Genomic DNA, 17,446 nt, shown 5'->3' with positions numbered 1-17,446 from the left:
CATCGCCTACGTGCTCGACATCGGCTACGCCCTCTCCAACCGCTTCCCCGACCCGCCGCAGACGGACTACCGCCGCGCGGACGTGCGCGCGCTGCGGCACGACCTGTTCTGCGGCGACGTCTACCTGGCCGACACCGAGTCCGACCGCGAGCTGGCCACGGCCTGGGGCTGGGTGCCCGTGCTCGACTTCGCGTGGGCCCTGTGCGACATCGTCGAGCGGCTGGACCGTGACCCGGCCGGCTCCCGCGCCTCCCGTCCGCAGCGGGCCGAGCTGGACTTCACCGAGTCCACGGACCGCATGCTCTTCGAGCGCCGCTTCGGCTGGGTCGACATCGAGTCCGACTGGATGCCCGCCGAGGAGCCCCCGCTGACCTTCTCGCACACCGCGCTGCGCCGCGAGGCCCGCGACTTCCTGCACGACCTCGTCGCCGACCTGTGCGACCTCCACGAGGACCTGGCGGAGAACCCGGCGATCTGGACGCTCCAGGCCCGCTACCCCCGTCTCGTCTGATCCCCTCTCCGCGTCATCCCTCCACCCTGATCCCCAGCTCCGCCGCCAGCACCGGCGCCAGGTCCAGAAGCTGGCCGGTGCTGATCACCGCGCCCGCCAGCCGGTCGAGACCGCGGGCGATCTCCAGGGACGCGGCGCCCCGCAGGTCCACGTCCGAGAGCGTCGCCGCGCTGAAGTCGACGCCCTTGAGCACGCAGTCCGCGAACTCCACCCGCTCCAGCCGGGCGCCCCCGAAGTCCGGCTCGACGAGGACGCAGCCCTCGAAGACGACGTCCCGCAGCCGGGCGCTGCGCAGGTTCAGGTAGTCGATCTTTCCGCCGCGGATCCACACCCGCTCCAGGACCGCACCATGGCACTGCACCCCGCCGAGGCGCGCGTCGACCACCTCCACGTCACGCAGGGTCGCCTCCGCGAGGTCGGTGCCGACACCCCGTACACCGGTGAGGAGCGAGTCCAGGAAGCGGGCGTGGCGCAGCGACGTGTCGTCCAGCGCGCAGCCCCCGAGCGCGCAGTCCAGGAAGCGGGCGCCCGACCCGTCCTGCCCGGCGAGGTCCACCTCCCGGAACTCGAGCCCGTCGTAGTCCCCGTCCGGCGCCAGTCCCCCGCCGCCGTACGCCTGAAGGGCCGGCAACCGCACCTCGGGCCGCCGCGCGCCCTTCACACGGGCCCTGCCGCTCGCTTCGCTCACCATGCCCCCATGCTGCACCCCGCCACTGACAACGCCCCTCTCCGACCGCGAAGCCCCGCGGGGGGCCGGGCGGACGACGGGACTTTCACCACAGGCCCTACCGCCTCAGCGCGCACAGCGCCTCCTGCGGGTTCCACGGCTCGCCACGGCCCCTGGCCGACGGACGACAGCCCAGGCCGACCAGGACGGCGGTGAAGTGCCCGAGATCGGTGAAGGTCCGCCCGGTCACCAGCGACCCGGCGTAGTAGCCGAGGACGGCGGCCAGGTACAGGTACCGCCAGGGTGGCGCGATCCGGTACGTCAGCACCCCCACCACCCCGGCCAGGGCGTAACTGACCCCGACGTCGAGGGTGTTGACGGCCGACTCCGGCACCATGTGCCGCTGGATCGCCCACAGCAGGGCGCCCTCGCTGACCAGGGTCGCCAGCACGTGCGCGGTCACGCACACCAGCAGCCAGCGCAGGGTGCCCAGCCAGCGCTCGGCCTGGGCGTGGAAGACCGTGTAGAGGACCGCGTACGGCAGCCAGTGGCCGTTGTCGATCCACATGGCGCTGGAGAAGAGCACCCGCACCGGGTCCTTCGACAGCCCGCGCAGGTTGGTCGAGCGGTGGCGCAGGAAGTGCTGCTCGAAGTGCGGCGACATGTGGTGCAGGGCGACGGTGGTCAGGAACAGGACCAGCAGCCAGACATACGTGCCCGGAGCGCTGCGGACGTACGCCCTCGCCGCCCGAAGCCCACGCCGCATCCGCATGACCCCGCTCACACGCGCAAGTATGGTCGTCAGAGTGATCGAGGTGCCCGGCGCGCTGGCCGCTTCCCAGGAGAAATTCAACGGGGCGGCGGGCCGCGCGTTCGTCGCCGGCCTGCCCCGGCAGGCGGCCGGCTTCCTCGACCGGTGGCGGCTGCGGATCGACGGGCCGGCGATGCACGGCGTGTGCGCGCTGGTCCTTCCGGTCGTCCGCGCCGACGGCCTGCCCGCCGCCCTGAAGCTCCAACTGCCCGACGAGGAGAGCGCGGGAGAGGCGCCGGCGCTGCGCGTGTGGGCCGGTGCGGGGGCCGTGCGGCTCCTGGAGCACGACGAGCCCACCGGCACGCTGCTGCTGGAGCGGCTCGACTCCGCCCGCCCGCTGACGGGCCTGCCGGACGCCCGCGCGGCCGTCCTGGTGATCGCCGACCTGCTGGCCCGCCTGACGTCCGTGGCGGCCCCGGCGGGGATACGGCGACTGGGTGACATCGCGGGTGCCCTGCTGGAGCGGACTCCGGGCGCGTTGCGGCGGCTGCCCGACGGGGAGGACCGCCGGCTGCTCGCGGACTGCGCCGCCGCCGTGCGCGAGGTCGCCGGCGAGAGCGGCGACCGGCTGCTGCACTGGGACCTGCACTACGGCAACGTCCTCGGTGCCGGCCGCGAGCCCTGGCTGGCCATCGACCCCAAGCCGCTCGCCGGGGACCCCGGCTTCGAACTGCTCCCGGCACTGTTCAACCGCTTCGAGCCCGGCGAGGTCGTCCCGCGTTTCGAGGCCATGACCGGGGTGCTGGGCCTCGACCGGGACCGGGCCCGTGCCTGGACGCTCGGCCGGGTGCTGCAGAACGCCGTGTGGGATCTGGAGGACGGCCGTCCTCCGTCCCGCGCACAGCTGTGGATCGGCCGCGCCCTGCGCCGGTGACACGCCGCCGGACGGCTCATCCGGCGTTCCAGCCGACTATCCGGCCATACCGTACGGAATATGACGAAACGGTATATCGCTCTGCTCCTGAGCGCCGCCGCGCTGGCCGGCTCGGGCGTAGCCGCCGCCCGGCCGCTCCCGATGCCCAGGACGCACCTGGTGCACCCGGGCCAGTCGATCCAGCGGGCGGTGAACGCCGCGCGCCAGGGGGACACCGTGCTGGTGCTGCCCGGCGTCTACCACGAGAGCGTCAAGGTGACGACGCCCGGTCTGACGCTGCGCGGCGCGGGCCGCCGCACCGTCCTGGAACCGGGCGGCAAGAAGCTCTCGGGCGGCTGCGCCAAGTGGGGGAACGGCATCTGTGTGGTGGGGGCCAAGGGCAAGCGCCTCGAAGGTGTCACCGTGTCCCGTCTGACCGTGACCGGCTTCTCGCACACCGGCCTGATGGCCGTGGGCACCGACCGGCTGACCGTACGGCAGGTGACCGCCGAGAAGAACGGGATGTGGGGCATCGCCGAGGAGCGGTCCGTACGCAGCGAGTACCAGAACAACATCGCCCGGAACAACGGCGACGCGGGACTCTTCCTGGCCAACACGGTCACCGCCGAGCAGGGCGCCGCCGACACCCGCGGAACGCTGATCGCCCACAACCGGCTGGAGGGCAACCGGATCGGCGTCACCGTCCGCCGGCTGCGCGACCTCACCGTCACGGACAACTACGTCACCGGCAACTGCGCGGGGATGTTCGTCGTCGGCGACGAGAACGAGCCGCGGGCCGGCGCCCTGACCGTGCGCGACAACCGGGTCGTGGAGAACAACAAATTCTGCCCGGCGACCGCCCGGATGCCCTTCCTCCAGGGCTCGGGCATCGTCCTGACCGGCGCCGAGCGGACCTACGTGTCCCGCAACCTCGTCGTCGGCAACTCGGGCACGTCCCCCTACTCCGGCGGCATCGTCCTGTTCAGGAGCTTCGTCGGCGCGGTCGGCGAGAGGAACCGGGTGACCCGGAACGTACTCGACGGCAACTCCCCGGCGGACCTGGTCAACCAGGAGAGCGCCGCGCACCACAACACCTTCGCAGAGAACTCCTGTGAGGCCTCCAGGCCCGCGGGACTGTGCTGAGGCCGTAGCCACTCGTGGAACCCACCGGACCCAGAAGGAAGGAAGGCGGCACATGACGACCGCTCAGTCCGCCCCACCGCCGTCCATGCGGCTCAGGGAGCTCGCGTTCGGGGCGGCGTGCGCCGCCGCCCTCCGCGCGGCCGCCCGGCTCGGTGTGGCCGACGCGCTCGGGGAAGCGCCCATGGCCGTGGAGGACCTCGCGGCCGCGGTGAAGACCGAACCGAAGCCGCTGCGCCGGCTGCTGCGGGCACTGACCTGCTACGGCGTCTTCACCGAGCAGCCCGACGGGACGTTCGCGCACACCGGCATGTCCCGGCTGCTGCGCGAGGACGACCCGGGCAGCCTGCGCTACATCACCCTGTGGTGCACCGAGCCGTGGACCTGGGACGCCTGGCCGAAACTGGACGAGGCGGTGCGCACCGGCCGCAACGTGGTGGAGGACCTGTACGGCAAGGAGTTCTTCGTCCACCTCAACGAGGACGCCCCCGAGTCGGCGGACGTCTTCAACCGGGCCATGACGACCTCCAGCAGGCAGTCCGCGCGGGACGTCGCCGAGCTCCTCGACCTGTCCGGCGCCTCCTCGGTCGCCGACATCGGCGGCGGGCAGGGGCACGTGGTGGCGAGCCTGCTGGAGAAGTACCCGCGGATGCACGGCACCCTGCTGGACCTGCCGCGGGTGGTGGACAACGCCGACCCCCGACTGCGCGCGGGCGGCTCGCTGGCGGACCGGGTGCGGATCGTGCCCGGCGACTGCCGCGAGGCCATCCCGGTCAGGGCCGACGTCTACATCATCAAGAACATCCTGGAGTGGGACGACGACTCCACCGCCCGCTGCCTGCGCAACGTCATCGGGGCGGGCGGTCCCGGAGCCCGGGTCGTGGTCATCGAGAACCTCGTCGACGACACGCCCTCGATGCGGTTCAGCACCGCCATGGACCTGCTCCTGCTGCTGAACGTCGGCGGCGCCAAGCACACCGGCGCCAGCATGGCCGACCGGCTGAAAGGGGCGGGCCTGGTCATCGACGACATCAGCCCGGTCAACCCCTACCTGCACGCCTTCGACTGCACGGTGCCGAGCTGACCGGACCCGGCCGGCGGCCCCGCCGCGACCACCTCGGACACCGGCCGCCGGGCCCGCGACACAGCGGGCCCGGCGGCCGGTGGCCGTCCGTGAGGGACCGGACGGCTCGTCAGGTTGGCTCAGTGCGGCGGCTCAGTCACGCTCCCACAGGTAGAAGCGGTGGGCCATCGCGTCCTTGGGCGAGCGCCAGGTCTGCGGGTCGTACGCGCTGACGTACGCCGACAGCCGCTCGCTGATGCCCCGGAACTCGGGGTGGTCCACCACCTTGGCGATGGCGGGTCCCGGGTCCCGGTCCGCATCGATCAGGTGCATGTACACATCGCCGAACTGGTAGAGGCTGCGTCGGTTGACGCCGACCAGGTGCGGCAGCTCCCCGCGGTCGGACTCCTCGAAGATCCTGGCGATGTCCGGGGCCGAACCAGGGGCCATCCGGGCGACGATCAGTTCTTGGTGCACGAGGCTTCCTCCGTCCGGCTCAGTCGGTGGTCAGGGCCGGCTCGGCCCGGCGCCCGGCGGCGGTCTTCTCGATCCTGTCGCGGATCAGGGCCATCTGGACCTTGGAGTTCTTGTTGATGTTGTCGGTCATCCAGTCGTCGTCGACCGGCGCCTCCGGCTTCATCGCGAAGTCCTGCGTCCAGATCATCCGGGTGCCCCCGGGGACCTCCTCGTACCTCCAGTGGATGTTCATGTGGTCGAACGGGCCCGTCTCGACCCGGCGGGCCCTGACGGTGAGCGTGGCCCGGTCGGGCTCGCGCTCGGAGACCCAGCTCCACACGGTGCCGTTCTCGTCCGGGTGCATGGTCAGCCGAAAGGTGCACTTGTCGCCTTCCTGGGACAGGATCTCGGCGGAGGCGTACTCGCTGAACAGCCGCGGCCAGTTCGCCACGTCGTTGGTCATGTCCCAGACGAGGTCCACCGGCGCCGCGATGGTGATCTCGTTCTCCGTGTGTCCGGCCATTTCTACGCTCCTGCGAGAAGGGTGCTGTTGACGAGGTCGAGGAACTTCCTTGGCGTCTTGCAGCGCTCCGCGTCGGCGGGCATCGGCATGCCGTGCCGGTTCTCCAGTTCGCCCACGATGCCGAGCAGGCCGAGCGAGTCGATACCGAGCTCGTCGAATCCGGTCTCGGACCGGTCCGCCAGATCCTGCGGGCTGACGGTGATCCCGGCGGCCTTCTTCATGAGTTCGGCCAGTTCCTCCACTGTGATGCGGTCACTCATGCGGTTCCTCTCCTTGTTGCTCCCGGGTTGCTCCCGGTTGGTCGTGGCTGCCTCGCTAGGAGGCCCCGGCGGCACCGTGCCGCAGCACCAGCGCCGAGTTCGAGCCCATGAGCCCCCGGCTGAGGACCAGCGCCGTGCGCACCTCGGCGGCACGGGCACGACCGGTCACCAGGTCGAGGTCATGGCAGATGTCGGAGACGTTCGGGGTGGGCGGGATCAGGCCGTGCTCCATCGCGAGCACCGCCGCCGCCGTGTCCAGCACCGGGGCCGCGCAGTACGCCCGGCCGGTGCCGGTCTTGGGCGCCGTGACCGGCACCCGCCGGCCGTGCGCGCCGAGCGCGTCGGCGAGGGCGCGTGCCTCCGCCCGGTCCGCCTCGGGGACGCCGAGGGCGTCGGCGAAGACGACGTCGACCTCCTCGGGTGCGCACCCGGCGTCGGCCAGCGCGCCGCGGATCGCCTCGGCCAGCCCCTGTCCGGACAGCTCCCAGCGGGAGGGGCCGGTGAAGGTCGACGCGTGCCCGGCCAGGACGGCCCGTACGGGCACGCCCCGCTCCCGCGCCGACTCGGCCGCCTCCACGGTGAGCATCGCGCCGCCCTCGGCCGGCACGAACCCGCAGGCGTCCTCGGTGAACGGGCGGTAGGCGCGCTCCGGGTCGGCCACCGGGCTCAGCTCCCGGTAACCGAGCTGGCAGACCATCGAGTACGGGGCCAGCGGCGCCTCCGTCGAACCGGCCACGATCAGGTCGGTGCCGCGCTCGACCGCCCGTGCCGCGTGCGCCAGGGCGTCCAGACCGCCCGCCTCGTCGGCGGCGACCACCGAACAGGGGCCCTTGAAGCCGCGCCGGATGGAGATCTGGCCCGTGCTGGCCGCGTAGAACCAGGCGATGGACTGCCACGGGCCGACATAGCGGCTGCCCTTGCTCCACAGCTTCTGAAGTTCCCGCTGGCCGAACTCGCCGCCGCCGGACCCGGCCGCGGTGACCACGCCCGCGCAGAACGGGGCCGCGTCGGTGTCGGCCCGACCCAGCCGGGCGTCCTGAAGGGCCGCGTCGGCCGCGGCCATCGCGAAGTGCGTGAAGCGGTCGGTCTGGACGAGATAGCGCTCCTCCACCGCCGCCGAGGGTTCGAAGGCCCGCACCTCGCCGGCCACCTTCAGCGGCAGGTGCTCGCAGCCCTCACGCGTCACGCGGTCCAGGAGGCTCGCGCCCTCCTGGGTGGACTTCCAGAAGGTCTCGGTGCTCGTGCCGCCGGGCGCGACGACACCGATGCCGGTGACGGCGGCCCGCCGCTTGCGCGGTGCGCTCATCGTGTCCTCTCCCTCTGCCGGGTCAGGATCACCGCGGACTGGAAGCCGCCGAAGCCGCTGCCCACGGAGAGCACGCTGTCCAGCTTCCGCTCGCGGGCGACCCGCGGGACGTAGTCCAGGTCGCACTCGGGGTCGGGGGTCTGGTAGTTGGCGGTCGGCGGGACCGCCTGGTGGGCCAGCGCCAGCACGCAGGCCACCACCTCGATCGCCCCGATCGCCCCCAGCGAGTGGCCCACCATCGACTTGATGGAGCTCATCGGGGTGTCGTAGGCGTGGTGGCCCAGCGCCCGCTTCACCGCGGCCGTCTCGTGCCGGTCGTTCTGCCGGGTGCCGGAGCCGTGCGCGTTGACGTAGTCGATCGCGGAGCCGTCCAGGCGGGCGTGGTCCAGCGCGGTCTCTATCGCTCGCGCCATCTCCAGGCCCTCGCTGGTCAGTCCGGTCATGTGGTAGGCGTTGCCGAACGTGGCGTAGCCGCTCAGCTCGCAGTACACGTGGGCGCCGCGGGCCCTGGCGTGCTCCAGCTCCTCCAGGACGAGCACCGCCCCGCCCTCTCCCATGACGAACCCGTCACGGTCGTTGTCGAAGGGGCGGGAGGCGTGGGCGGGGTCGTCGTTGTTCGGCGACGTGGCCTTGATCGCGTCGAAGCACGCCATGGTGATCGGTGATATCGGCGAGTCCGACGCCCCGGCTATGCAGATGTCCGCCCTCCCCTCCTCCACGGTGTGCAGCGCGTAGCCGACCGCGTCGAGCCCGGAGGTGCAGCCCGTGGAGACGGTCTGCACCGGCCCGCGGGCCCCGAACCGCTCGGCCACCGTGGAGGCCAGCGTGCTCGGTGTGAAGGCCCGCTCCAGATGCGGCCGGGCCCGCTCGTGGTCCACGTCCCAGCGGTCGCCGTGGTGGCTGACCAGGACGTAGTCGTTCTCCAGCCGCGTGGTGCCGCCGACCGCGGTGCCCAGCGAGACCCCGACCCGCCAGGGGTTCTCCCCGGCGAGGTCGAGTCCCGAGTCCGCGACCGCCTCCTGACCGGCGGCCAGCGCGAACTGGATGTAGCGGTCGCAGCGCGCGATCTGCTCCTCATCCAGACCCGAGGCCGCCGGATCGAAGTCGCACTCGGCCGCGATCCGGGACCGCAGCCCTGACGGGTCGAAGAACGTGATGCCCCGCGTCGCGGTGCGCCCGTTCGTCAGCAGGTCCCAGAACGCGGAGGCGCCGATACCGCCCGGCGCCACGATGCCTATGCCGGTGACCGCCACCCGCCTGGTCATGATCGGACCTCTGCCACGCCGGCCGGCGGGGCCGACTCGGCGCCCTCCGTGTCGACGTGGCCGAGCTGCGGGCGCGGGGCGAGCGGTCCCAGGTGGAAGACGATCCGCGCCTCCACGTCGCCCACGTTGCGGAAGCGGTGGCGCATGTAGGCGGGGATCATCAGACCCTGCTCCGGCCTGAGCGGGTGCGGCTCGCCGTCCAGGTCCACCTCGAGCTCCCCGCAGACGACGTACACGAACTCCTCGGAGTACGGGTGGTAGTGCTCGCCGATGCGGTCGCCGGGCTGCACGATGGCCACGCCCATGAAGCCGCTGGTGGAACCGACCGTGGCCGGGGTGAGCATGGCGCGCAGATCGCCTCCGCGCTTCGTGTTGGGTTCGGTGTCGCAGAGCTCCACGATCCTGGGCCTGGGTTTGATCACGTCGTTCCTCCGGTGGTGTGATACGTCCGCTTCGGGATGCGGTCAGGCGTCCGGCGCGGACCGGCGGTCGGTGATGAGCTCCATACAGGCGAGGGTGAGCAGACGGGCCAGGTCGCCGTCCTTCGGGCCGGCACCCTCGTCGAGCAGGGTGGTCAGCTCCGGCACCTTCGCGGGGTCCGCGAGACCCAGCGCGGCGACCGGGTCGGCGTCCAGGCCGCCACGGATGTCGATCAGCCGGACGACGACGTCGTCCCGCTCGAAGACCGTGCTGCGCAGCACCGGGCTGCGCGGGTCCTCCGCGGCCCGCTCGTCCTGCTGGGACAGCAGCTCCGCCAGCTTCATGCCCAGGCCCGGCCGCGCCGGGTAGCACAGCGCGTGCCGCTCCGCCTCCGGGCTCTCCTGGTCGGCCGTCACGTGGTGCACCGCGGGCAGTGCCGCCCGGGTGAAGAACACGCGTGCGGACTCCTGGTCGTCGAGGTCGCGGTCCTCCTCCAGGTAGGGGTTGATGGCCTCCTCGACCTTCCGGATCTGCGGCTGCCGGGCCACGTGCCGCAGCGCCGCGAGCAGGTCGCCGCGCACCTCGATGGCCCGCACGACCCGGTTGCCGTGCATGAACAGGGAGGTGCGGCACAGCCGGGTGGCACCGTCCACCTGCGCCTCGGGCGATTCGTATCCGGCCAGGATCTGGGCCACCTTCTGCTCGCTGCCCGGCTTCACCGTGAAGGTCAGCGCGTGCCGGATCACCCCGTCCCCGATCCGCGGCGAGTCCTGGAGCCGCCGCTCGGCGGACGGCGCGCCCGCCTCCGTGTGGCCGGTCTCGCGGACGATGTGGAAGCGCAGCGAACGGGTGTCCCGGATGCAGCTGTGCATCGGCTGCACCATCCGTACGTGCTCCTCGCTGTTCACCCAGGCGAGGAACGGCGGGGCGCTCTCCCACTCGCTGGTGATCAGCCACTGGGAAGGGTTCTCGATGGACTGGCACAACTGGTCGCTGACGTGCCCGGGGACCGACGCGACCTGCTTGTACATCTCCTCGTACGCCTCCAGGAACTGCTGCTGGGCGCCGTCGTAGACGTCCACCAGCAGGACGACCCGGAGCCGGGAGCCGTCGAAGACGGACTGGGAGACACGTTTCACGGCCTGCTGCTCGGTCGGTTCTGAAACTCGCTCAGAAATGGCGGTCATCTGCGTACGTCTCCTTGGCGGGCTTGGCGGGGCAGAGGAAACGCCGGCCGCGAGTGACGCGACGTCAGCGTGATCTCGATCCTGTGCCGTGCCCGATCGGTGCGCGACTCGTGTGCACCACGCGGGTGATCACACGGGTGATTGATGCCGCGGATGTACGCATGACGGCCTCCGGGAGGGCATGGACATTCAGATGCGCCCGCACCCCCGCACCCGCCCCCCTCGCCCCTGGAGGCACCGATGCGCCGAGAAGCCGACCACCGGGTACCCGTCCTCGTCGTGGGCGGCTCCCTGGTGGGTCTGTCCACCTCCCTGTTCCTGGGCCGCCACGGCGTACCGCACATGCTGGTCGAACGGCACTCCGGCACCTCCATCCACCCCCGCGGGCGGGGCAACAACGTGCGTACCATGGAGCTGTTCCGGGTGGCCGGCGTCGAACGGGACATCAGGACCGCGGCTTCACTGCTCGCCGGCAACCACGGCATCCTCCAGACGCCGACCCTGGCCGGCGAGGCGGGCGAGTGGCTGTTCCGGCACATCGACCCGGGCGGCGACCTCGCCAGGTTCAGCCCCGCCACCTGGTGCCTGTGCAGCCAGAACGACCTGGAGCCCGAACTGCTGAAGGGCGCCCGCCGACTCGGCGGCGACCTGCGCTACTCCCACGAGCTGGAGTCCTTCGAGCAGGACGGCGAAGGCGTGACCGCGGTGGTCCGGGACCGGGGCACCGACGAGCGGTACACCGTCCGCGCCGACTACCTGGTCGCCGCCGACGGCCCGCGCAGCCCCGTCCGGCGCCGCCTCGGCATCGGGCACAGCGGGCCGGGCGACCTGTTCGCCAACGTCAGCGTCACCTTCCGCTCCAAGCTGCTCGCCGAGGTGGTGGGCGAACGCCGCTTCATCTGCTGCTACCTCACCGACCAGGACGCCGACGGGGCCCTGCTGCCCATCGACAACCAGGAGCACTGGGTCTTCCACGCGCCCTGGCACCCGGAGCGCGGCGAGAAGCTGGAGGAGTTCACCGAGGACCGGCTCCAGCGGCACATCCGCCGCGCGACCGGGATCTTCGACCTGGACGTGGAGATCACCGGCAAGGCGTCCTGGCGTGCCGCCGAACGGGTCGCGGACCGGTACGCGGCCGGACGGGTGTTCCTCGCCGGGGACAGTGCGCACGAGATGTCCCCCACCGGCGCCTTCGGCTCCAACACCGGCATCCAGGACGCGCACAACCTGGTCTGGAAGCTGGCCGCCGTGCTCGGCGGCTGGGCCGGCCCGGGCCTCCTGGAGACCTACGACACCGAGCGCCGCCCCGTCGCCGCGGCGACCAGCGCCCGCGCCTCCGCCCGCTCCGTCGAGCACAGCCACCCCGGCTTCGCCCCGGCCCCGGGCGTCGGCGGCGGCCGGCGCGGCGGCATCCTCAACGTCGTCCTCGGCTACCGCTACCCGCAGGGCGCCGTCGTGGGCGCCGACCCGGTCCAGGAGGTCGTGCCCGAGGCGATGCGCCTGACCGGCGAGCCGGGCAGCCGGGCGCCCCACCTGTGGCTGCGCCGCGGCGAGGAGCGGATCTCGACGCTCGACCTGTACGAGCGCTCCCTGGTGCTGCTGAGCGACGCCCGGTCGACGGCCGGCTGGCACACGGCGGCCCGGCGCGTCGCCGAGAGTGACGGCGTACGCCTGGACTCGTACCGCGTCGGCGCCGAGCTCGCCCACGACCCACGCGACGGCGGGGTCGCGGCGGCACCCGACTGGGCGCGGGCCCACGGAACGACGGCCGACGGGGCGGTGCTGGTCCGCCCGGACGGGTTCGTGGCGTGGCGGTCGGCGGGGGCCTCGCCGGACGCGGAGGCGACGCTGCGTCAGGTCGTACGGACCGTGCTCAGCACAGCCTGACCTGCGAGAACGAGAAAAGGCCAGGTCAGAAGCGTCTGACCTGGCCTTTGTGGAGCCCCCTGTCGGATTCGAACCGACGACCTGCTGTTTACAAGACAGCCGCTCTGGACCAGCTGAGCTAAGGAGGCCTGTATGGGTGTGTCCGTGCAGTGTACCCAGGTCCCCACAGCGGCCCGGCAGGAATTTCCGTGAAGTTCACTCGGCCTCAAGTGCTGACAGACCAGGTGAACGCCAGGTACCGTCCTGTGCCAGTTCACCCTTGTGGACTACACCACCACAACGGAATCACCCGTAGTGGCAACCACCTTCCTACAACGGATCGTCCGGCACGTTCCTGCCGGTAGAAGGGGGCCCATTCGCCATGGCCACTGTCCAGTTCGACAAGGCGACCCGGATCTACCCGGGTTCCGACAAGCCCGCCGTCGACGCACTCGAGATCGACATCGCGGACGGGGAGTTCCTCGTCCTGGTCGGCCCGTCCGGTTGCGGCAAGTCCACCTCCCTGCGGATGCTCGCGGGCCTGGAGGACGTCAACGGCGGCGCCATCCGGATCGGTGACCGCGACGTCACCCACCTGCCGCCGAAGGACCGGGACATCGCCATGGTGTTCCAGAACTACGCGCTGTACCCGCACATGTCGGTCGCCGACAACATGGGCTTCGCGCTCAAGATCGCCGGCGTCAACAAGGCGGAGATCCGCAAGAAGGTCGAGGAGGCCGCGAAGATCCTCGACCTGACCGAGTACCTGGACCGCAAGCCGAAGGCGCTCTCCGGCGGTCAGCGCCAGCGTGTCGCCATGGGCCGCGCGATCGTGCGCGAGCCGCAGGTGTTCCTCATGGACGAGCCGCTGTCCAACCTGGACGCCAAGCTCCGGGTGAGCACCCGTACGCAGATCGCCTCGCTCCAGCGCCGGCTCGGCATCACCACCGTCTACGTCACCCACGACCAGGTCGAGGCCATGACCATGGGTGACCGCGTGGCGGTGCTCAAGGACGGTCTGCTCCAGCAGGTCGACTCGCCGCGCAACATGTACGACAAGCCCGCGAACCTGTTCGTCGCCGGCTTCATCGGCTCGCCCGCGATGAACCTCATCGAGGTGCCGATCACTGACGGCGGCGTGAAGTTCGGCAACAGCGTGGTGCCGGTCAGCCGCGAGGCCCTCAAGGCCGCCTCGGACAAGGGCGACCGCACGGTGACGGTGGGCGTGCGCCCCGAGCACTTCGACGTGGTCGAGCTGGGCGGCGGCGCGGCGGCCTCGCTGTCGAAGGACGCCGAGGACGCTCCGGCCGGCCTCGCCGTCTCCGTGAACGTGGTGGAGGAGACGGGCGCCGACGGGTACGTCTACGGCTCGGTCGAGGTCGGCGGCGAGCAGAAGGACCTCGTCGTCCGCGTCAGCAGCCGCTCCGTCCCGGAGAAGGGCTCCACGGTGCACGTCGTGCCGCGGCCGGGCGAGACGCACGTCTTCTCGACCTCGACGGGCGAGCGCCTGTCGGACTGACGCGTCCACGGCTGACACCTTACGGCTGAAACCTCGGGACACCCCTCGGGGGATTCACCCGAGTTGACGAGAAGGGCCCCGTGACCTGGCCACGGGGCCCTTCTCCATGCCGGCGAACCACCCCCGCGCACCGGACATTTCGAGCGATGTACGTCAACACCTCACCCGGAAGGGAGCGTCCGGCCATCCCCCGAAGGGGTGACTAAATGTCGCCAAATCATCACCGAGCGCTACCCTCGCTCGCGTGAAGCACTCCACCAACCACCCCACGCGACGCGGCCCGGGCCCCGCCCGCCGGATCGGCCGCTCCCTCGCCCTCGTCCTGCCCGTCGTCCTGGTGCTCTCCGGAACCCTCGCGGTCACCCGGGTCAACTGGTCGGGGAGCCCCGCGAACTCGGTCCTCACCGCGTCGGACGCGGTGGCCGTCGGCGCCCCGGCGAAGTCCCGCTCCCGCGCCCCGCAGGACGTGCTGCGCGACCAGTTGCTGACCGAGTTGCAGGACAAGAACCCGGGCGTGGTCCTCACCCACCTCCAGGAGGCGGTGAACGGCCGCCCGTCACTGGCCAGGCACTGCTCCTCCATCGCCCGCACCCTGGGCCGCGCCGCCGTCCACATCTACGGCCCCACCCGCGCCCAGTCCTACGCCCGCCCGGTCTGCGACACCTCCTTCGCCTCCGGCATCCAGTCCACCCACACCTGACGCCCCACGGCCCTCCGGCCGACCGAGCGAAGCCTTCAGGGCCAGGGCGGGCCACCCCACAGCGCGGGGGCCCGCCCTCCGTACGGCCGGACGGGCCCACAGAACGTCCTGCGGCGCCCCCGGGCCCGCCGGGTCGGCCCACCCCCGGCCAGCCGCGTGCCCCGTCCGAAGGGCCGACCGCATGCCGTGCCCGGAGGACCCGGGACGGCGGGGAGCCGGTGGCCGGTGGCCGTGGGCAGGGAATTCCTTGGTGGCGGCCGGAGATCGAAGTGCGGGACGTACAGTGCGGGCATGACCCATCCGAACACCGCGACCCGCCCCACCCAAGCCGTCGTCCTGGCCGGAGGCCAGGGCTCCCGGCTGCGGCCCTACACCGACGACCGGCCCAAGCCGATGGTCGAGATCCCCGGCACGGGCACCCCGATCATCGGCCACCAGCTCGCCTGGCTGGCCGAGGAGGGTGTGACGGACGTGGTGGTGTCCTGCGGTCACCTCGCCGACGTGCTCCAGAACTGGCTGAAGTCGGCGGACCTGCCGCTCCGCGTCTGCACCGTCGTGGAACCGGAGCCCCTCGGCCGCGGCGGCGGCCTGAAGTTCGCCGCCGCCCAGCTACCCCACCCGGACCAGCCCTGGTACGCCACCAACGGCGACATCTGGACCCGGTTCTCCCTGCGCGACATGGCGGACTTCCACACCGAGCGCGACGCGGTCGCCACGCTCGCGCTGGCCCGCCCGCGGATCCCCTGGGGCGCCGTGCGGACGGACGGCTTCGGTCACATCACGGACTTCATCGAGGCCCCGCCCTCGACCTTCGAGATCAACGCGGGCGTCTACGTGTTCTCACCCGAGTTCGCCGCCCTCCTCCCGGAGCGCGGCGACCACGAGCGCACCACCTTCCCGCACCTCGCCCGCGAACGCAGGCTCGCCGGCTTCCCGATCCCGCAGGGCGCCTACTGGCGTGCCATCGACACCGCGAAGGACCTCACGGAGGCCGCGAAGGAGCTGGCGACGCTGGGGAGGTGAACCCGCAGCGCCGCACCCCGTGCGGCGCTGCGGGGGGCAGGGCTGCTATCCCAGCAGTCCGCCGACCAGCCCGGGCTCGCCCGAGGACGAGCCGCCGCCGCTGGAACCGCCGCTGCTGGAACCGGGCCCCCCTGAGCCACCGGTCGATCCGGTGCTGCCGCCGGTCGCGGTACCGCCGGAGGTCGGACCCGAGCTGGTGCTGGGCGCCTGCTGCGCCGGGGCGGAGTACCGCGGCGGGGTCTGGCCGGTGCCCTGGGTCTCACTGGGCACGCCGCCGGTCGCGGTACCGCTCTCACGGGACGCCTCGCGGTCCGCGCCCGGCGTGCTCGCGGGCCTGGAGGACGGACTCGCCGAGGAGCCCTGCCGGGTGGCCGGCGAGGTCGACGCCGACGGCGGCTGCTGCTGCCGCTCGCCCGACTCCTTCGGCAACGGCGAACCGGGCAGCTCGTTGCGCGGGGCCTCGCCCGGCCCGGGCACGACCACCCGGCCGGCGTCGCGGACGGCGCCGCCCAGCAGCGAGCCGACGAGCAGCATCAGACCGGTGACGACCACCGTGACCAGCGCGCCACGGCGCAGCACGAACCGGCGCAGCTCCCAGATGTCGGAGCGCGGTCCGAGCCGGCGCCAGGCGGAGGCGGCCAGGCGCCCGTCCACGGAGTACACGGGCGCGCCGGCGATGACCAGCGGGGACCAGGCCGCGAGGTAGATGATGTCCGGCGCGTCGTAGACGGGCGCGGTCTTCCAGCTGACCGTCACGATCAGCGCGGCCGACAGCAGCGCGCCCATCGCCGCGGCGACCCGCTGCCAGCAGCCCAGGACCGTGAGGATGCCCACGATGACCTGGAGGAAGGCGATGACGAGCCCGGAGCCGACGGGGTGCTGAAGCGCGAACTGGCGCAGCGGCTCGGCGACTTCCCAGGGGTGCAGGGTGTTGAGCCACTTGACCATGGAGCCGCGCTTGCCGCCGTCGAAGTAGAGCGGGTCGCACAGCTTGCCCATGCCGGCGTAGAGGGAGATGAACCCGAGGAAGATGCGCAGCGGGAGCAGCACGACGCCGAGGTTCATGCGCCGGCCCGGGTAGTACGCGTGCCGGGACGGGTCGTCGGCGTGGCGCCTGCCCTGCCGGTGCCCCTCCGGCTCGCCGTACTCGTCCTGCACGCCGTACTCGTCGTGCTCGTCGTACCCGCCGTACGTGTCGTCCGCGAAGCCGCCGTCGTCGTAGCGCGGTTGGCCGTACGCCGAGGTGCCGTACCCGCTCTGGCCGTACCCGGCGCCGCCGTGGGCGGTCTCCTCGTAGGCACTGCCCGGGGTCCGCATGTGCGGCAGCAGCCGGGTCTCGCCGGGCCGGGGCGTGCGCTGGGCGCCGACGACGGGGGTCTCGACCGTCTGCTCCAGGTCGTAGGGGTCGTGGCCCGGCATGCCGCCGACGCGCGGGATGAACTGCGTGGCCCCGGCGTTCACGGACGACTCGTCGACGTACCCCGCGCTTCCGCTCCGCACGGCCTGGAGCAGGCGGTGGGCGCCGGTGTCGTCCGGGGAGGACCGGCCGCTCCAGACGACCGGGCGGCGGTGGGTCGCGGTCCCGGCCCGCCCCGCGGCGAAGGGCACGCCGCCGGTGTACTCGGTGCCGCCGGGGTGCCGGGCGATCCGCCGGGACGGGGCGCGCCGCGAGGTGGCGCCCAACTGCACGCGGAAACTCGCGTGGTTGACGATGACCTGCGCCGGATCGCTCGGCACCTTCACCATGCTCAGCGCGGGAGCGTCGTCGTACCCCGACGAGCGGTCCCCCGTGGGTGTGCGGGGTGTTCTGGTGTCCACACTCATCTAACCGAGTGACGAGGAGTTAGGACACTGCCGTGACGCGTCGGATCTGTCC

Annotated in this window: 18 protein-coding genes and 1 tRNA gene; 8 read left to right on the top strand and 11 right to left on the bottom strand. The window is 72.2% G+C overall.

The window, feature by feature from the left end; genetic code table 11:
* Positions 1 to 10: 10 nt before the first annotated feature.
* Positions 11 to 511 (top strand): hypothetical protein, encoded by a 501-nt coding sequence (locus ACIHCX_RS31370; RefSeq protein WP_400035459.1) that lies wholly within the window; start codon positions 11 to 13, stop codon positions 509 to 511.
* Between the two features lie 13 nt (positions 512 to 524).
* On the opposite strand, the gene ACIHCX_RS31365 is transcribed toward ACIHCX_RS31370, so the two are convergent.
* Positions 525 to 1,202 (bottom strand): pentapeptide repeat-containing protein, encoded by a 678-nt coding sequence (locus ACIHCX_RS31365; RefSeq protein ID WP_400035457.1) that lies wholly within the window; start codon positions 1,200 to 1,202, stop codon positions 525 to 527.
* Positions 1,203 to 1,296: 94 nt separating this feature from the next.
* Positions 1,297 to 1,950 (bottom strand): rhomboid-like protein, encoded by a 654-nt coding sequence (locus ACIHCX_RS31360; RefSeq protein WP_400035588.1) that lies wholly within the window; start codon positions 1,948 to 1,950, stop codon positions 1,297 to 1,299.
* A 22-nt stretch (positions 1,951 to 1,972) separates the two neighbouring features.
* Between ACIHCX_RS31360 and ACIHCX_RS31355 the strand changes: the two genes are divergently transcribed.
* Genes ACIHCX_RS31355 through ACIHCX_RS31345 form a run of 3 tightly spaced genes read left to right on the top strand, consistent with a single transcriptional unit; the run spans position 1,973 to position 5,066 of the window.
* Positions 1,973 to 2,863, top strand: a complete 891-nt coding sequence (locus ACIHCX_RS31355; RefSeq protein ID WP_400035455.1) for an aminoglycoside phosphotransferase family protein — start codon at positions 1,973 to 1,975, stop codon at positions 2,861 to 2,863.
* Positions 2,864 to 2,923: 60 nt separating this feature from the next.
* Positions 2,924 to 3,985 (top strand): nitrous oxide reductase family maturation protein NosD, encoded by a 1,062-nt coding sequence (locus tag ACIHCX_RS31350; RefSeq protein WP_400035453.1) that lies wholly within the window; start codon positions 2,924 to 2,926, stop codon positions 3,983 to 3,985.
* A gap of 52 nt (positions 3,986 to 4,037) precedes the next feature.
* Positions 4,038 to 5,066, top strand: coding sequence for a methyltransferase (locus ACIHCX_RS31345; protein ID WP_400035451.1), 1,029 nt, complete (start codon positions 4,038 to 4,040; stop codon positions 5,064 to 5,066).
* A gap of 132 nt (positions 5,067 to 5,198) precedes the next feature.
* Here ACIHCX_RS31345 and ACIHCX_RS31340 read toward each other — a convergent pair whose 3' ends face one another.
* Genes ACIHCX_RS31340 through ACIHCX_RS31310 form a run of 7 tightly spaced genes read right to left on the bottom strand, consistent with a single transcriptional unit; the run spans position 5,199 to position 10,462 of the window.
* Positions 5,199 to 5,522, bottom strand: coding sequence for a TcmI family type II polyketide cyclase (locus tag ACIHCX_RS31340; RefSeq protein WP_400035449.1), 324 nt, complete (start codon positions 5,520 to 5,522; stop codon positions 5,199 to 5,201).
* Positions 5,523 to 5,541: 19 nt separating this feature from the next.
* The gene (locus ACIHCX_RS31335) at positions 5,542 to 6,024 is read right to left on the bottom strand and encodes an SRPBCC family protein (RefSeq protein ID WP_400035447.1); all 483 of its coding nucleotides are present in this window, start codon (positions 6,022 to 6,024) and stop codon (positions 5,542 to 5,544) included.
* Between the two features lie 2 nt (positions 6,025 to 6,026).
* Positions 6,027 to 6,284, bottom strand: coding sequence for an acyl carrier protein (locus tag ACIHCX_RS31330; protein WP_400035445.1), 258 nt, complete (start codon positions 6,282 to 6,284; stop codon positions 6,027 to 6,029).
* A 55-nt stretch (positions 6,285 to 6,339) separates the two neighbouring features.
* Entirely contained in the window at positions 6,340 to 7,590 is a 1,251-nt protein-coding gene (locus tag ACIHCX_RS31325) for a ketosynthase chain-length factor (protein ID WP_400035443.1), read from the bottom strand.
* Positions 7,587 to 8,855 (bottom strand): beta-ketoacyl-[acyl-carrier-protein] synthase family protein, encoded by a 1,269-nt coding sequence (locus ACIHCX_RS31320; RefSeq protein ID WP_400035441.1) that lies wholly within the window; start codon positions 8,853 to 8,855, stop codon positions 7,587 to 7,589. The genes ACIHCX_RS31325 and ACIHCX_RS31320 overlap by 4 nt, the downstream gene beginning before the upstream one ends.
* Positions 8,852 to 9,277, bottom strand: coding sequence for a cupin domain-containing protein (locus ACIHCX_RS31315; protein ID WP_400035439.1), 426 nt, complete (start codon positions 9,275 to 9,277; stop codon positions 8,852 to 8,854). The genes ACIHCX_RS31320 and ACIHCX_RS31315 overlap by 4 nt, the downstream gene beginning before the upstream one ends.
* Positions 9,278 to 9,319: 42 nt before the next feature.
* Positions 9,320 to 10,462: a SchA/CurD-like domain-containing protein gene (locus tag ACIHCX_RS31310; protein WP_400035437.1), complete on the bottom strand. Its 1,143-nt coding sequence runs from the start codon at positions 10,460 to 10,462 to the stop codon at positions 9,320 to 9,322.
* A 240-nt stretch (positions 10,463 to 10,702) separates the two neighbouring features.
* Here ACIHCX_RS31310 and ACIHCX_RS31305 point away from each other — a divergent pair, with 240 nt between their 5' ends.
* Positions 10,703 to 12,349, top strand: coding sequence for an FAD-dependent oxidoreductase (locus tag ACIHCX_RS31305; RefSeq protein ID WP_400035435.1), 1,647 nt, complete (start codon positions 10,703 to 10,705; stop codon positions 12,347 to 12,349).
* A gap of 50 nt (positions 12,350 to 12,399) precedes the next feature.
* On the opposite strand, the gene ACIHCX_RS31300 is transcribed toward ACIHCX_RS31305, so the two are convergent.
* Positions 12,400 to 12,477: transfer RNA gene (locus ACIHCX_RS31300), tRNA-Thr, on the bottom strand.
* A gap of 233 nt (positions 12,478 to 12,710) precedes the next feature.
* Here ACIHCX_RS31300 and msiK point away from each other — a divergent pair.
* The 3 genes from msiK (at position 12,711) to ACIHCX_RS31285 (ending at position 15,570) form a co-directional block, all read left to right on the top strand.
* Positions 12,711 to 13,847, top strand: coding sequence for a diacetylchitobiose ABC transporter ATP-binding protein MsiK (gene msiK / locus ACIHCX_RS31295; protein ID WP_400035433.1), 1,137 nt, complete (start codon positions 12,711 to 12,713; stop codon positions 13,845 to 13,847).
* Between the two features lie 244 nt (positions 13,848 to 14,091).
* Positions 14,092 to 14,547, top strand: coding sequence for a hypothetical protein (locus tag ACIHCX_RS31290; RefSeq protein ID WP_400035431.1), 456 nt, complete (start codon positions 14,092 to 14,094; stop codon positions 14,545 to 14,547).
* A 291-nt stretch (positions 14,548 to 14,838) separates the two neighbouring features.
* Positions 14,839 to 15,570: an NDP-sugar synthase gene (locus ACIHCX_RS31285; RefSeq protein WP_400035429.1), complete on the top strand. Its 732-nt coding sequence runs from the start codon at positions 14,839 to 14,841 to the stop codon at positions 15,568 to 15,570.
* A gap of 45 nt (positions 15,571 to 15,615) precedes the next feature.
* On the opposite strand, the gene ACIHCX_RS31280 is transcribed toward ACIHCX_RS31285, so the two are convergent.
* On the bottom strand, positions 15,616 to 17,394 hold the full coding sequence (locus ACIHCX_RS31280; RefSeq protein WP_400035427.1) for a DoxX family protein: 1,779 nt from the start codon (positions 17,392 to 17,394) through the stop codon (positions 15,616 to 15,618).
* Positions 17,395 to 17,446: the final 52 nt, after the last annotated feature.

The sequence above is a fragment of the Streptomyces sp. NPDC052043 genome (assembly GCF_044548235.1).
Classification (GTDB): Bacteria; Actinomycetota; Actinomycetes; order Streptomycetales; family Streptomycetaceae; genus Streptomyces.
This window is presented reverse-complemented; position numbering and strand designations above follow the sequence as displayed.

Excerpts from the sequence above, each read along its gene's own strand:
- ACIHCX_RS31365 (WP_400035457.1), bottom strand. The coding sequence starts at position 1,202 with ATGGTGAGCGAAGCGAGCGGCAGGGCCCGTGTGAAGGGCGCGCGGCGG.
- ACIHCX_RS31360 (WP_400035588.1), bottom strand. The coding sequence starts at position 1,950 with ATGCGGATGCGGCGTGGGCTTCGGGCGGCGAGGGCGTACGTCCGCAGC.
- ACIHCX_RS31355 (WP_400035455.1), top strand. The coding sequence starts at position 1,973 with ATGGTCGTCAGAGTGATCGAGGTGCCCGGCGCGCTGGCCGCTTCCCAG.
- ACIHCX_RS31350 (WP_400035453.1), top strand. The coding sequence starts at position 2,924 with ATGACGAAACGGTATATCGCTCTGCTCCTGAGCGCCGCCGCGCTGGCC.
- ACIHCX_RS31345 (WP_400035451.1), top strand. The coding sequence starts at position 4,038 with ATGACGACCGCTCAGTCCGCCCCACCGCCGTCCATGCGGCTCAGGGAG.
- ACIHCX_RS31335 (WP_400035447.1), bottom strand. The coding sequence starts at position 6,024 with ATGGCCGGACACACGGAGAACGAGATCACCATCGCGGCGCCGGTGGAC.
- ACIHCX_RS31330 (WP_400035445.1), bottom strand. The coding sequence starts at position 6,284 with ATGAGTGACCGCATCACAGTGGAGGAACTGGCCGAACTCATGAAGAAG.
- ACIHCX_RS31325 (WP_400035443.1), bottom strand. The coding sequence starts at position 7,590 with ATGAGCGCACCGCGCAAGCGGCGGGCCGCCGTCACCGGCATCGGTGTC.
- ACIHCX_RS31320 (WP_400035441.1), bottom strand. The coding sequence starts at position 8,855 with ATGACCAGGCGGGTGGCGGTCACCGGCATAGGCATCGTGGCGCCGGGC.
- ACIHCX_RS31310 (WP_400035437.1), bottom strand. The coding sequence starts at position 10,462 with ATGACCGCCATTTCTGAGCGAGTTTCAGAACCGACCGAGCAGCAGGCC.
- ACIHCX_RS31305 (WP_400035435.1), top strand. The coding sequence starts at position 10,703 with ATGCGCCGAGAAGCCGACCACCGGGTACCCGTCCTCGTCGTGGGCGGC.
- msiK (WP_400035433.1), top strand. The coding sequence starts at position 12,711 with ATGGCCACTGTCCAGTTCGACAAGGCGACCCGGATCTACCCGGGTTCC.
- ACIHCX_RS31285 (WP_400035429.1), top strand. The coding sequence starts at position 14,839 with ATGACCCATCCGAACACCGCGACCCGCCCCACCCAAGCCGTCGTCCTG.
- ACIHCX_RS31280 (WP_400035427.1), bottom strand. The coding sequence starts at position 17,394 with ATGAGTGTGGACACCAGAACACCCCGCACACCCACGGGGGACCGCTCG.